The sequence below is a fragment of the Parasphingorhabdus sp. genome (assembly GCF_039982415.1).
Classification (GTDB): domain Bacteria; phylum Pseudomonadota; class Alphaproteobacteria; order Sphingomonadales; family Sphingomonadaceae; genus Parasphingorhabdus.
On sequence record NZ_JBDWYL010000006.1, the window covers coordinates 513,938 to 526,900 of the forward strand.

The 12,963-nt window shown below is 52.0% G+C and carries 15 protein-coding genes; 9 read left to right on the forward strand and 6 right to left on the reverse strand.

All coding sequences use genetic code 11. From position 1 onward, the window contains the following. The first annotated feature begins 15 nt into the window (after window positions 1-15). From ABJU74_RS08115 to ABJU74_RS08135, 5 genes are all read left to right on the forward strand, one after another. Window positions 16-483 (forward strand): PTS sugar transporter subunit IIA, encoded by a 468-nt coding sequence (locus ABJU74_RS08115; RefSeq protein WP_348383551.1) that lies wholly within the window; start codon window positions 16-18, stop codon window positions 481-483. Window positions 484-485: 2 nt separating this feature from the next. Further along, window positions 486-980, forward strand: coding sequence for a PaaI family thioesterase (locus ABJU74_RS08120; RefSeq protein ID WP_348383550.1), 495 nt, complete (start codon window positions 486-488; stop codon window positions 978-980). After that, window positions 977-1,312, forward strand: coding sequence for a DUF1491 family protein (locus ABJU74_RS08125; protein ID WP_348383549.1), 336 nt, complete (start codon window positions 977-979; stop codon window positions 1,310-1,312). The genes ABJU74_RS08120 and ABJU74_RS08125 overlap by 4 nt, the downstream gene beginning before the upstream one ends. Before the next feature lie 193 nt (window positions 1,313-1,505). Continuing rightward, a complete protein-coding gene (locus ABJU74_RS08130; RefSeq protein WP_348383548.1) occupies window positions 1,506-2,207 on the forward strand; it encodes a cell wall hydrolase in 702 nt (233 codons plus the stop codon). A 209-nt stretch (window positions 2,208-2,416) separates the two neighbouring features. Continuing rightward, window positions 2,417-2,881 carry an MmcB family DNA repair protein gene (locus ABJU74_RS08135; RefSeq protein WP_348383547.1) on the forward strand — a complete coding sequence of 155 codons (465 nt, stop codon included), beginning with the start codon at window positions 2,417-2,419 and terminating at the stop codon, window positions 2,879-2,881. A 14-nt stretch (window positions 2,882-2,895) separates the two neighbouring features. Here the strand turns inward: ABJU74_RS08135 and ABJU74_RS08140 are convergent, their stop codons facing one another. Continuing rightward, window positions 2,896-3,552, reverse strand: coding sequence for an ankyrin repeat domain-containing protein (locus tag ABJU74_RS08140; protein ID WP_348383546.1), 657 nt, complete (start codon window positions 3,550-3,552; stop codon window positions 2,896-2,898). Window positions 3,553-3,642: 90 nt separating this feature from the next. Between ABJU74_RS08140 and ABJU74_RS08145 the strand changes: the two genes are divergently transcribed. From ABJU74_RS08145 to ABJU74_RS08155, 3 genes are read left to right on the forward strand one after another with little or no spacing between them, the layout of a single operon-like run. Next, on the forward strand, window positions 3,643-4,260 hold the full coding sequence (locus tag ABJU74_RS08145; RefSeq protein WP_348422679.1) for an SCO family protein: 618 nt from the start codon (window positions 3,643-3,645) through the stop codon (window positions 4,258-4,260). Then, a complete protein-coding gene (locus ABJU74_RS08150) occupies window positions 4,248-4,694 on the forward strand; it encodes a YcgN family cysteine cluster protein (protein ID WP_348383544.1) in 447 nt (148 codons plus the stop codon). Before ABJU74_RS08145 ends, ABJU74_RS08150 begins: the two co-directional genes overlap by 13 nt. Before the next feature lie 25 nt (window positions 4,695-4,719). Continuing rightward, window positions 4,720-5,418: a SprT family zinc-dependent metalloprotease gene (locus ABJU74_RS08155; RefSeq protein WP_348383543.1), complete on the forward strand. Its 699-nt coding sequence runs from the start codon at window positions 4,720-4,722 to the stop codon at window positions 5,416-5,418. 20 nt (window positions 5,419-5,438) lie between these two features. Here the strand turns inward: ABJU74_RS08155 and ABJU74_RS08160 are convergent, their stop codons facing one another. Both ABJU74_RS08160 and msrB read right to left on the reverse strand, forming a co-directional pair. After that, complete coding sequence (locus tag ABJU74_RS08160; protein WP_348383542.1) at window positions 5,439-7,541, reverse strand: PBP1A family penicillin-binding protein; 2,103 nt, start codon at window positions 7,539-7,541, stop codon at window positions 5,439-5,441. 85 nt (window positions 7,542-7,626) lie between these two features. Continuing rightward, window positions 7,627-8,025 carry a peptide-methionine (R)-S-oxide reductase MsrB gene (gene msrB / locus ABJU74_RS08165; protein WP_348383541.1) on the reverse strand — a complete coding sequence of 133 codons (399 nt, stop codon included), beginning with the start codon at window positions 8,023-8,025 and terminating at the stop codon, window positions 7,627-7,629. A 246-nt stretch (window positions 8,026-8,271) separates the two neighbouring features. On the opposite strand from msrB, the gene ABJU74_RS08170 reads away from it, so the two are divergent. Beyond that, window positions 8,272-8,811, forward strand: a complete 540-nt coding sequence (locus tag ABJU74_RS08170; RefSeq protein ID WP_348383540.1) for a DUF4402 domain-containing protein — start codon at window positions 8,272-8,274, stop codon at window positions 8,809-8,811. A 5-nt stretch (window positions 8,812-8,816) separates the two neighbouring features. Here ABJU74_RS08170 and holA read toward each other — a convergent pair whose 3' ends face one another. The 3 genes from holA to leuS are packed head-to-tail and all read right to left on the reverse strand — an operon-like array spanning window position 8,817 to window position 12,951. Next, the gene (gene holA, locus ABJU74_RS08175) at window positions 8,817-9,845 is read right to left on the reverse strand and encodes a DNA polymerase III subunit delta (protein ID WP_348383539.1); all 1,029 of its coding nucleotides are present in this window, start codon (window positions 9,843-9,845) and stop codon (window positions 8,817-8,819) included. Window positions 9,846-9,868: 23 nt separating this feature from the next. Then, window positions 9,869-10,384, reverse strand: coding sequence for an LPS assembly lipoprotein LptE (lptE, locus tag ABJU74_RS08180; RefSeq protein ID WP_348383538.1), 516 nt, complete (start codon window positions 10,382-10,384; stop codon window positions 9,869-9,871). Further along, window positions 10,381-12,951, reverse strand: coding sequence for a leucine--tRNA ligase (gene leuS, locus ABJU74_RS08185; protein ID WP_348383537.1), 2,571 nt, complete (start codon window positions 12,949-12,951; stop codon window positions 10,381-10,383). Before leuS ends, lptE begins: the two co-directional genes overlap by 4 nt. Window positions 12,952-12,963: the final 12 nt, after the last annotated feature.

Consider the following 12,963-nt stretch of genomic DNA (forward strand, 5'->3'; position numbering starts at 1 on the left):
GCCTGAGAGGTAGAAATGGAATATTTGTCAGTTCACATTGATCCAGCCGCCATCGAGGCGAGCGCTGATCTTCTTTCAAAGCCGCAAATTTTTGAATTGCTCGCCAAAAAAGCTGCGCAATCTTATGATTTGGATGAGCATGTGGTGCGCGAGCGGCTTCACGACCGCGAATCCCTCGGTTCAACGGGTTTTGGCGGATCAGTTGCCATTCCGCATGCCCGAATCAAGCAATTGAACCAATGTGTAGGATTGTTCGTTCGTCTGGCTCAGCCGATTGGCTTTGACGCGCATGACGGACAAGATGTCGATATGGTCTTTGGACTGTTGTCGCCCGAACATGGCAGCGCTGATCATTTGAAAGCATTGGCTGAAATCTCCCGCTTTTTGCGTGACGATTCGGTCATTTCCAAATTGCGCGGTGCCGCATCTGAAGATGCTTTATATGTGTTGTTGACGGGGCAGCAGGATCAACAAGCGGCTTGATAATGGCTGAACAGACGCCCCCCGACCAACAATCCGATGGGTCGCTCGAACATTTTCATGCTCTTGAGCGCTTGTATAAACAGGCGCCGATTAATCAGCTGTTCGAATCTGATCTGGAAATAACAGAACGCGGCTTGGCCCGGATCACTTTTGCTGTGGATGAACGCCATTATCATGCGGCTGGGGCTGTGCATGGCACGAGCTATTTTAAAATGCTCGATGATGCCGCCTTTTATGCAGCCAATAGTCTCGTGTCGGACCGGTTTTTGCTAACAACAGCCTTTAACGTGCTGTTCACGCGGCCTCTGAAATCCAGTACGGTGACGGCAGAAGGGCGCTGGGTTAGCGGAAAAAGAAGAGTCTTTGTTGCTGATTCCCGCCTGATTGATGCAGAAGGCGAAGAAATAGCCCGGGGAACCGGAACGTTCATGCGATCCCATATTCCTTTGTCCTCATTGCCTGGATATATTCAGGACGAGCACCCCTCTAAATCATGACCTCACCGCGCCTGTCCGCTGAAATGATGGTGCAGTCATTGATGCGGAAAGTGAATCAGCAAGGCGGCTTTGCGACAGTTTTGCGCAAGGGTGACCGAATCTCCGGTGCCATACTGATTATTTGCCTCGAAAGGGGGAAAGATCCGCGCGTTCTAGAGAAAATGCCGAGTTTGGATGGCCCCTCCAATTGGCAGAGAATATGGCCACAAGATACTGATAATAAAGAAGATTTAGAAAATTATTTGGGCCGCCGAAGCAGTTTTGACCCGGACTTGTGGTTAATTGAACTGGACATCGCGGATGGGGAACGGCTCGTCGCTGAAATGACTTGAATTCGTTGACTTTGTTGCACTGCACCCTATTTCGCGAGCAACTTTGAAGCAAAGGTTGTTCCGAGGGATTGCCCAAATGGGCGCGGAATAAACATGCAGACGGAGGGAACAGGGATAGGCCGTTGGTTGGTTTTTAGGCTTATTTATATGGATTTGGTTCCAAACTGAACTCACCGCATAAAATAACAGGTTTATGAGCAAAATATTTAAAACTGCGAGCGTGCTCTCGCTCGCATTTTCAACGGCTGCAGCTCTTGCTGTCACCGATGCGTCCTTTGCCCTAGAAGCAAATGACGAAACGCCAGAAGCGGAAATTATTGTTGATCCGCAAATGCTGAAATCAAATGAACAAGCCGCGCCCGTAGTTTTCGGAGAAAAGCAGGAAGTTGTTGCTGCAATTCCCGCCGACGTCATTGAAGCGGATCGGCTGGCTAATGAGCAACAGACGGCCGCTGAAAATGTAGATTTTACCGACAGTGGCGCGCGCTCTTTGCGGGAGCTGGTGAGCCAGCAATCGGTCAGCGGATCGCTCAGCAAAGAAATGCACTGTTTGGCAGGTACCGTCTATTTTGAATCCAAGGGTGAATCTCTGGCTGGCCAATTGGCCGTTGCCCGTGTGGTAATGGCACGCGCCGATTCTTCGCGCTTCCCCAACAGCATTTGCGGCGTCGTTTATCAGCGCAAACAATTTTCTTTCATTCGGGGCGGCAAAATGCCTCGGATTGATAAAGGGCATCGCCATTGGCGCAATGCTGTGGCTATTGCAAAAATCGCTATGAATGACGGCTGGAAAAGCCCAGTGGAAGGCGCTCTGTTTTTCCATGCGCGCTATGTTTCCCCCGGCTGGCGGCTAAAACGGATGGCGACGATCGATAATCATATTTTTTATCGCTAAACCTTTTCTGATATCTTTTATAAAGGCTCCCAATTGGGGGCCTTTATTATGCCTGAAGCCGATCGGACAAATGTCCCTTAATGATAAGTGTTTTCTTTGTTCCGCTTATGTTCTAATTTGACGGCATGATAGAACAAAGCGATTCGCCCCCTTCCTCGATGCATCAAAGCATTGCATCTGATTCTCATGCGCGTGGTGAGGAGCAGCTATTGCCATTATCTGGCGCTGCGGCCGTGTCTCGCGGCATTGCCCGGCTCTTTTCACGCCATGATATCATGGTTTTGTCGGAAGTGAGTTTACCCAATAAGCGGCGGGCGGATCTTATGGGGATCGATGCCAAAGGGCAGATTGTAATTGTCGAAATCAAAGTTGCCCGAAGTGACTTGCTCGGAGATAACAAATGGACCGAATATTTGGACTATTGTGACCGCTTTTATTGGGGTTTGCCAACCGAATTTGACGCCTCCCCATTGGATCGTCCCGATTTTCTGCCCGATCGCGCCGGCCTTATCATTGCGGATGCTTATGATGCAGAAATGGTCCGCCCGGCTGCAACCCATGCATTGGCTCCGGCACGCAGAAAAGCGGAAACAATGCGCTTGGCGCGCCGGGCTATGCAGCGCTTATCGGCGGCCAACGGCTGGACCGATCCAGCAGTGCAGGAATTTTACTGATACGAGCGGCGGCCTTAACCTTGTGGTCCGAAAAAACGACCCGTGGACTTTGTTTTTTCCTCACCATCATTTTTTTCAATTTCGGCCAAAATCGACGCCGCCCGCCGATCGCGTGTGGCATAGTCACGGGCAGACAAGCCGGCCAGTGTATCGGTTAAATCGGCATCGGCACCGTTTTTCAACAAGAGCCGCACCATTTCCGAATCGCGCAATTGCACGGCCCGGATTAAAGCGGTTTCGCCGCGATTATTGGCCAGATTAACATCGGCTTTCTTGGCGAGTAAAATTCTCGCGCCTTCCACAAATCTCAGGCGCGTAGCGAGCATTAGCGGAGCCGTCCCGCTTTTGTCGCGCAAATTGGGGTTGGCCCCTTTTTGCAAGAGAAATGTTGTCCATGTCGCATCACGGCGGGCGACGACGATATGCAAAGCGGTTTCACCCGAGGTAACATCTCGGGTGTTGACGATGACCGTCCCGGGTTGGTTGAGAAATTTTGTGGCTTCCGTACCGTCGCGATCTTTAACGGCTTGGAGAAAATTATAGCTGGCAGAAAATTGGGCATGAACGGCCCCGGGAAGGGCGAGCGAAAAGATCAGGCAGATCGTCCACAGTAGACGCGACACAGTCCCGTTCGCGCTTTTCGTCACAATATTCTTGTTGCCCCAAATCATCTATTGCCGCCCTAACTTTATTTGAGGATATATTCTGTTCTGCCGATCAAAACTCTCAAAAATCGGTTGAATATTATCCTGTAGCAGACCATGTCTGGCCGCATGATGAACAAATTACTATTGGTTTTCTTCGGGACGCTTTTACTCTCGCTTTTGTCTGGCTGCAACCTTGCTTCTCCCGTCGAAGAAAGCGCAGAACCGCCATTGGCTGGCGCCAAAATTGGCGGGACATTCACATTGACCAATCAAGATGGCGGCAAAACCTCTGATTCAGATTTTACCGGCCAGTATCGAATCATCTATTTTGGTTTCACCTATTGCCCGGATGTTTGTCCGGTCGATTTGGCCAATTTGATGAATGGTCTAACCTTGGCAGAAAAAGCAAAACCGGAATTGGCAGAAAAGATTCAACCGCTGTTTATCTCACTCGATCCGGAGCGCGATGGACCGGAACAGCTAAAGCAATATGTCGATAATTTTCATCCACGCCTCATCGGCCTGACCGGAAGCCTGGATGACATTACGGCGGTTGCCAAAAAATATTTGATCATATTCAACAAGCGTGAAAGTCCGGGATTTAGTGAATATCTCATCGATCATAGCCGGCAAGGCTACTTATTCGGTCCGGACGGAGAGCCGATCGCATTGCTTCCTTTTGATGGAACGGCTCAACAGGTTGCCGATGAAATCATGCGATGGACGACATAGACCGGAATAGTCCCTTTTGGGAGCAACCCCTGGAAACGCTCGATCGCGGCCAGTGGGAGGCGCTGTGTGACGGCTGCGGCAAATGCTGTTTGCTCAAGGCTGAAGACGAAGATGATGGCGAAATTTACATGACCAATATCGCCTGCAAGCTGCTGGATATTAACAGCGCCCAATGCAGCGACTATCGCCGCCGCCGCTATTTTGTACCGGATTGCGTCAGGCTCACGCGGAGCAAATTGGAACAATTTTCTTGGCTTCCCGATAGCTGTGCCTATAAAATGCGGGCGCGCAATTTGCCATTACCCGATTGGCATTATCTGGTCTCGGGGAATCGAGATACGATCCACGACACCGGCAATTCCATTCGCGGCAAGGTTATTACGGAGGTAGACGCTGGCCCTATTGAACAGCATATTCTCGACACACCGCTCTGACCAGAAAACGGACTCGCAAGCGCCATTGGAAATTGAGCTGGGAGATCGTTTCTATCCGCTGCGCATTCGCAAATTGGCACAAGCCCGGTCGATCGCGGTCTCCGCGGATATTGTCAAAGGGGAAGTCTGTCTGACGATGCCGCGCTATGCGCCGACCGCCCAGGCGCTGCGTTTTGCCCAATCCAAATCGCAATGGTTGGCGGCGCGCTTTGCTGAAGCCTTGCCGCCCATTCCTATAGTTCCTGGCGCAAAGCTGGCGTTTAAAGGGGAGCCTCATCGGGTCCATTGGTCTCCTGATTTCAGACGACAACCCGAACGCCGTGATCTTGAAATATGCGTTGGAGGACCAGAAGATCGCGTTGCCAGTCGCGTCTTAAGCTGGATGAAAGATCAGGCGCGCGAGGTCTATGCTGATGATCTGGCTTATTATTGTGCCCGGGCTGATCAGCCGCTTCCCACGCTTTCCATTGGTGATGCGAGACGCCGTTGGGGCAGTTGTTCGGGCCGCAAATCGATCCGGCTAAACTGGCGGTTGATCATGGCGCCGCCGATGGTGCGGCGATCCGTTGTCGCCCATGAAGTGGCTCATCTTGAACATATGAATCACAGTCCGGATTTTTATGGCTATTTGGACGATATTTTCGATGGTGATCGGCATAAAGCCGACGATTGGCTCAAGCAACATGGTGCGGCTCTGCATCTGGTGGGTGCAAGCCCCCGCTAAATTCCATCTTTGCTTTGGGTTTAGTCTTCTTCCGGTTTGGGCAAAATTGAAACCGGCGCTTGCGGCTCATCTTCGGATGGGGCCTCATCGCTGGGGGCAGGTGCAGGCTGGGCTTCCTCCTCATTGCGTCCCAGGACTGAATCAATCCAGTCTTGATCCAATTGCGGTGGCCCATCTGCGGCCTGACCGCCTTCAAGATCATATTCCAAGCCTTGTCCGGTTTCAATCGGCATGCCATTTTCATCCACATAAATGCCATCTTCCGGAGCGCCGTATAATTCTTCTTCATCCGGCTCTAATTGCCAATCCGGCAAGATAAGTTCGGTATCAAATTTTTCGACTTTGCGTTTTGCGACGGCCACTTTCATAAAGGCCGCAAAAGCTGCTGCAGGCGCACGGCCACCTTGCAGGCCGCGGACCGGTTTGGCATCGTCCCTGCCCATCCAGACTCCGGTTGTTAATCCGCTTGAAAAGCCCAGAAACCAACCGTCCTTATTGCTGCTGGTGGTTCCGGTTTTGCCGGCCACGGGTCGGCCAATTTGAGCCGCACGGCCGGTACCGGCATTAACGGCGGTTTGCATCAGATCGGTAATTCCCGCTGACACCCAAGGATCCACCAGCACGCGGCTGCCATCAAATTTGCTTTGATACAGAACATCACCCTTCATGGTCGAGACTTTGGTGATCGCATAGGGGGTGATCGCAATGCCATTGGCGCTGATCGAAGCAAAGGCACGGGTCATATCCAGCAACCGCACATCTGATGTTCCCAGCACCATTGACGGATTGGTGTCAATCGGTGTGGTGACGCCAAAGCGGCGGGCCATATTGGCAATGGTCGATGTACCAATATCGTTGCCAATCGCGGCTGCAACAGTATTTTTCGAATAGGCAAAAGCGCTGCGGACACTGATATCTCCGGCATAGCGCCCGCCGCTATTGCGCGGTGTCCAATTGCCAATTTGAATCGGTTGGTCGGTAACGATATCATTCGGCGTATAACCGGCTTCCAGGGCCGCCATATAGACAAAGACTTTCCAAGCTGATCCGGGTTGGCGCACGGCCTGGGTGGCGCGATTATAGTTAGAGGTAACATAATCGGTTCCTCCGACCATCGCGCGGACTGCGCCATCGCGGTCAATCGCAACCAATGCGCCTTGGGCTCCGGCAGGGGCGCCGGTTTGGATGGCCGTTGTTGCGGTGCGCTGCATATCGAGATCAAGTGTGGTCCACACTTCAATAGGCTCTACGGTCTCATCGATGAGCAGGTCCAATTGTGGCAAAGCCCAGTCGGTAAAATAGCGGACACTATTTTGACGGGGTTCCGGCGCCAGTTTGACAGATTTTGGTTTGGTTTCCGCCGCTTGTGCAGCGCTAATGGCTCCGGCGTCCTGCATCACACGCAAAACCACGGTTGCGCGGTCAATGGCGGCTTGTGCGTCTGCTGTGGGTGAATAGCGCGATGGTGCTTTGACCAATCCGGCGATAATCGCGGCTTCCGCAAGATCGAGATCGGTTGCGCTATGAGCAAAAAACCGCCGAGAGGCCGCATCAATGCCATAGGCACCGCCACCATAATAGACTTTGTTGAGATAGAGCTCGAGTATCTGTTCTTTGGAAAATTTCCTTTCCATGGCCAGAGCAATTAAAATCTCTCGGCCTTTTCGTCCAAATGTCCGGCTGTTGTTCAAAAAGATATTGCGCGCCAGTTGCTGGGTGATGGTCGATCCACCTTGAGCCCAGCGTCCACGCTCAAAGCGGACTTTCAAGGATCGGGCAATGCCAATTGGGTCGACGCCCAGATGGCTTTCATAGCGGCGATCTTCGACCGCCACCATTGCATCGATCATAACTTGGGGAATATCCTCATAGTCGAGCCATTGGCCATAGCTTGGGCCCATGGAAAATAATTCGCGACCATTGGTATCGAGCACGCGGATCATTTGCCCATTGGGTGATGATTTTAAATCTTCATAGCCGGGCAAAGACGACCGGATAACCGTGACCGCTACGATCAGCGCAATAAACCCGAGCAAACTGACAAACAGGCCAGTTTTGACAAGTCGAAAAAACCATTTGCGCAATGGTCCCGGTTTTTTACTGCGTTTTTTGCCCCGCGCCATATTCTTCCATTCACCCCACGCTTATCATTCGCGTTTTAGCGTATTACCGTCTTACTGCAGGCTGAACGATGGCCGAACGGAACATTCAATCGTCATTGGGCTCAAATTCCAGAGCAGCACTGTTCATACAATAGCGCAGCCCATTTTCTGCCGGCCCATCCGGGAAAACATGCCCCAAATGGCCATTACAACTGCTGCAGCGCACTTCTATGCGCCGCATACCGTGACTGAGGTCCTCTATTTCTGTGACGACAGCGGGATCGGATGGTTCGGTGAAACTGGGCCAGCCACAACCGCTGTCAAATTTCTTCGTCGCATCAAATAATTTCGTTCCGCAACCCGCGCAAAAAAATTCACCGTTTCGCTTTTCCGCGTTGAGCGCACCGGTAAAGGCCCGTTCTGTTCCGGCTTCTCGCAGGATATGATATTGTTCGGGCGTCAGTTTCTCGCGCCATTCTGCAGCGCTAAGGGTTATTTTTTCCATCCATAGAAACTGGGGGGAAAAGCCAAGAAGGTCAAGCGTTAGCCAGCCATGTTTACAAACTATAATGCGCTGCGGCGAAAATGGCTCCCCGACACTATGCACTGGGGTTTACCCAATCGAAAACAGCATGGAATAGCAAAACCCGAACAAACGGGGTCTAAAGGGCGCGTTAAAAGCCCGGCAATTGCAGAAATTAAGCATTTTTTTAGCCCTTAGGCCTAGATATGAACTGTTGTGATATCTGATTTGAAATTCAAAATAGCGGTTTCAACCCTATTCTTGTTCGGGGGCGTACTCGTTTTCCCAAGCAGCAACGTGGCCGCGCAATGCCGATTATGCGCCGATAGTCCGGAAACGGCGTCTGCAGCGGCACGGTCAGGAGAAGCGGAACTGCCGCTGCGCATCGAAATTACCGCCAATCTTGATTTTTCGCGATTGGCATTGCTCAACAGAGCGGGCGGTGAAGTCGATCTTGATCCGCAATCCCGTCAACGCAGAATTAGCGGTGGAATTACCGATTTAGGAGGCTTGTCGCTGCATGGCGAAGGCCGATTAACCGGAGAGCCTGGGCGGATTGTCCGAGTTAACTTGCCGGAACGGATTACGCTAAGCGCACCCAATGGATCGACCGCCAATCTGGTAAAATTGGACACGGACTTGCCCGCCCAACCGCGCCTGGATAGCGACGGACGTTTGACATTTTCCTTTGGAGGAAAGTTGCGGGTGAACGGCAATGCGAGTGGCCAATTTCGCGGACGGATCGCGATTACAGCAGACTATGAATAACCCGTTCAGCGCAACCGCGCTGCTTTACGGGCAATAGTCAATAATTCCTGCTCCACCAAGACCTGTTCCGGTTGACCACTGGATTTCAAAGCAATTTCCAACGTCAATATCCGTTCAATCAGCCGCGCAATATGGGCGGACGACCAAATATGTAATTGCCGAGCATAATGATCCCGGTCTTTCCAGAAAACCGACGGATGATTGACCAATTTGCCAATATTGGACCCTTGATCGACTTTGCTCCGTAATTCTGCAAGCTTTCCAAGATGCCGCAGCATTAAGCGGACCAAGCCGACTTCGCTAAACCCTGTCGGACGCAGCGCGGCCAATTCCTGTGACAATTTTTGCGTATCGCCGCCAATAGCCGCGTTGATCAACAATCCGAGATCTTCTTCATCATTTTCAGCGCCAAGCAGGGACAAAAGCTCGGCTTCGGCGGTTTGGGGATTGTCCGGATTGCTATCCAGATAAAGGGCAATTTTTTCGACTTCGAGCCTCGCCAAAACCAGATCATTGCTGGTCAAGGCTGCAAGCGCTGCCGCCATATCCCGCGATAATAAGACGCCCTGTTCCCGCGCCATGTGAGATATGGCAGCCACAGCATCACCCTGAGTGGTTTCGTAACAAGTCGCGATTAAGGCATCCGGAGCGGCGGCAATTTTTTTCGCCAGCGCGGTTTTGTCGGCCATACCCGCGGCCACCACAAAGACCGGATCCCCTTTGGTTTCTGACTCGAGCAAATTTTCAATTGCCGCAGCCGCTCGGACGGATTCGCCGCTGTTAAGTCGAAGCATGATATATCTTTTGTCGCCGAACAAGGATGCAGATGTTGCTTCATCGTTCAACCGCGCGGGGCTTTCTGTAATATCTGCCAGAGACATTTCCACCCGTTCTGATGCGGACGCGAGCGGTGTTGCCAGTTCATTCGCCAAGGCCTGGCATCGCGTGACATTGGGTCCGCACAATAGCGCCAGTCGAAAAGCATCTGGCGTGCTGTGAAAGCGGTTTACAATGTCTTTGTCTTTGACTTTCACATTTTTGCTTTCGCTAACCGCCTTTAATTCGCAGCGCTATTTGTTTGTTCTCGCGCAAAAAGCGACAGTCTTTTTACGATTTGATCCGCGACGCGGGTGGAGAGATTTTCCAGCGCGGTCTCTTCGGCGGCGACCGTTGCATATTCAGAAGAAACCACATCGATACCCGCATCAGAACCCGCCGTTGCATCCAGCACCACTTTACTGTCCGCTACCCGCACCAATTGATAGCGCGCCCGCAAAGTGCGGCGTTCGCGGGTAATTCGGTCATTGCTGCGGACGCCAAAACCGGCAATTTTGTCATCCAATTCAACAACCAGACGGTATCGCGATTCGCTTCGGTCAAAAGTGGATAGCTGGTCATTCAGCGCATTGCGCATCAGCCAGCCGGCTTTGCCTTCTATCGGTTCAACCGTCACATTGCCTAATGCGGTGGCGACAGCACCATTGGATCCGCCGGAATAAAGCGGCTGCAATCCGCATGAGGAGAGTAACAGGCTCGCCGCGACCACCATCGCCGATTTGCGCTTATATTTCATATAACGATATTTACCAATCGGTCGGGCACAACGATCACCTTTTTAATTTCCGCCCCATCTATTGTACGCTGCACTTTCTCGGAGCCCAGCGCAAGCGTCTCTAAAGTGGACTTGTCGCTGCCTTTGGCAACGGAAAGCGTATCGCGCAATTTTCCGCGCACCTGAATGGCAATGGTCACTTCATCTTCCACCAAAAGTGTTTCATCAAATTCCGGCCAGGATGCATTGGCGATTAAATCAGTTTCGCCAAATAAGGCCCAAGCTTCTTCGGCGATATGCGGCACCATGGGAGCAACAATAGAAGCCAAGGTGCGAATGGCATTATGCCGGTCGGACGATGGTTTGGCTTTCTCGATCATATTGATCAGTTCAAATATCTTCGCCACGGCCTTGTTGAACGACAGTGATTCAATATCTTCCGCCACACCAGCAATGGTTTGATGCAATTTGCGGCGTAGTGCTTTGTCTTCACCGCCTTGCGCAGCGGCGGTGGATTCTGTTTCATCCGCGAGCGACACAAATAGACGCCAAAGCCGCTGAACAAATCGCCAACTGCCTTCAATTCCCGCCTCTGACCAAGGCAAGTCGCGCTCGGGCGGGCTATCGGACAGCATGAAAAAGCGCACCGCGTCTGCCCCATATTGTTCGATAATGGGATCAGGGTCGACCACGTTTTTCTTGGACTTGGACATTTTTTCAATCCGTCCAACGGCAATCGGTGCCCCGCCCGATGCTTTAAACACGCCGCCTTCGCGATGTTCGACTTCATCGGGGCTGTAATAGACGATTTGATCCGCGCCGGTTTCGGTATTTTCAACCGTTTCAAAATAGGTTTCGTGGGTGACCATGCCTTGGGTAAACAAGCTTTCAAACGGCTCGGTAAAATCAAGCCGCCCCAGTGAAGCCAGCGCATGGGTCCAGAATCGGGCATATAGCAAATGCAAAATGGCATGTTCAATGCCGCCAATATATTGAGAGACCGGCATCCATTTTTGCACGGTTTCGGCGTCAAAAGGCAGATTGTCCGGCTGGCTGGCAAAGCGCAGGAAATACCAGCTGGAATTGGTAAAAGTGTCCAATGTATCGGTCTCGCGCTGCGCCGGTTTGCCGCATTTTGGGCAATCAACATGTTTCCATGTTGCGTGGCGTTCGAGAGGATTGCCGGGAATGTCAAAATTGACGTCATCTGGCAAGGTGACCGGCAATTGATCTTTGGGCACCGGAACCGCCCCGCAATCGTCGCAATGGATGATCGGAATCGGGGTTCCCCAATAGCGTTGGCGCGAAACGCCCCAGTCGCGCAGGCGCCAGGTTGTCTGCGCCTTACCCCATTTCTCGGCTTCGGCTTGATCTATAACCGTCTGCTGCGCTGTGAGGATATCGAGGCCGTCGAGCATTCGGCTGTTTACCAATTGACCCGGACCGGTATAGGCCTCCGTCCCGATAGCCGTGTCTTCTTCTCCTGCCGCGGCGACAACACGGGTGACCGGAAGCGCATATTTACGGGCAAAATCAAGATCGCGCTGATCATGGGCGGGAACACCAAAAACCGCTCCGGTGCCATAGTCCATCAGCACGAAATTGGCGACAAAGACCGGTAAGTGCCACGATGAGTCCAGCGGATGGGTAACGGTAAGGCCTGTATCAAAGCCTCTTTTCTCCATCGTCTCCAATTCGGCCGCTGTGGTTCCGCTTTTTTTGCAGTCTTCACAAAAGGCAGCAAGAGCATCATTTTTCTGCGCCAGCTGTTGAGCCAAGGGATGGTCAGCGGACAAAGCAACAAAGCTTGCGCCAAATATCGTATCGGGGCGGGTTGAAAAAACTTCTACGGTTTCAATCGCGCCTTGTTTTTCTGCCAGCGAAAAGTGAAATTGCAGACCTTGAGATTTGCCGATCCAATTTTCTTGCATGGTACGGACTTTTTCCGGCCATCCCTTAAGCTCATCAAGGCCATCCAGCAGAGCATCAGCAAAATCGGTAATTTTCAAAAACCATTGGCTGAGTTTGCGTTTTTCCACCGCTGCGCCGGAGCGCCAACCTTTGCCGTCAATCACTTGTTCATTGGCAAGAACAGTCATGTCAACCGGATCCCAATTGACCGCAGATTCTTTGCGATAAACCAGTCCGCCTTCGAACATATCAATGAATAAAGCCTGCTCGTGACCATAATAATCAGGCTCGCAAGTCGCGATTTCGCGGCTCCAATCTAGCGCAAAACCCAATCGCTTAATCTGGTCTCGCATGCCCGCAATATTGGCCCGGGTCCATTCGCCGGGATGGACTTTCTTTTCCATCGCGGCATTTTCTGCCGGCATCCCAAATGCATCCCAACCCATTGGGTGGAGCACTTCATAGCCTTGCATCCGCCGAAACCGGGCGAGAACATCGCCCATTGTATAGTTGCGGACATGACCCATGTGAATCCGCCCCGAGGGATAGGGGAACATTTCCAGCACATAGCTGCGCGGTTTTGCAGAATCATTATTCGCTTCAAAAACGCCGTCTTCAGACCAGCGGGTTTGCCAGCGTTTGTCCGCCGATAAAGGGTTGAAACGCTGGTCGGTCATGATCGTCCTATT

Excerpts from the sequence above, each read along its gene's own strand:
- ABJU74_RS08145 (WP_348422679.1), top strand. The coding sequence starts at position 3,643 with ATGTCTGGCCGCATGATGAACAAATTACTATTGGTTTTCTTCGGGACG.
- msrB (WP_348383541.1), bottom strand. The coding sequence starts at position 8,025 with ATGGAAAAAATAACCCTTAGCGCTGCAGAATGGCGCGAGAAACTGACG.
- ABJU74_RS08120 (WP_348383550.1), top strand. The coding sequence starts at position 486 with ATGGCTGAACAGACGCCCCCCGACCAACAATCCGATGGGTCGCTCGAA.
- ABJU74_RS08125 (WP_348383549.1), top strand. The coding sequence starts at position 977 with ATGACCTCACCGCGCCTGTCCGCTGAAATGATGGTGCAGTCATTGATG.
- ABJU74_RS08115 (WP_348383551.1), top strand. The coding sequence starts at position 16 with ATGGAATATTTGTCAGTTCACATTGATCCAGCCGCCATCGAGGCGAGC.
- ABJU74_RS08140 (WP_348383546.1), bottom strand. The coding sequence starts at position 3,552 with ATGATTTGGGGCAACAAGAATATTGTGACGAAAAGCGCGAACGGGACT.
- ABJU74_RS08150 (WP_348383544.1), top strand. The coding sequence starts at position 4,248 with ATGGACGACATAGACCGGAATAGTCCCTTTTGGGAGCAACCCCTGGAA.
- ABJU74_RS08130 (WP_348383548.1), top strand. The coding sequence starts at position 1,506 with ATGAGCAAAATATTTAAAACTGCGAGCGTGCTCTCGCTCGCATTTTCA.
- lptE (WP_348383538.1), bottom strand. The coding sequence starts at position 10,384 with ATGAAATATAAGCGCAAATCGGCGATGGTGGTCGCGGCGAGCCTGTTA.
- ABJU74_RS08160 (WP_348383542.1), bottom strand. The coding sequence starts at position 7,541 with ATGGCGCGGGGCAAAAAACGCAGTAAAAAACCGGGACCATTGCGCAAA.
- leuS (WP_348383537.1), bottom strand. The coding sequence starts at position 12,951 with ATGACCGACCAGCGTTTCAACCCTTTATCGGCGGACAAACGCTGGCAA.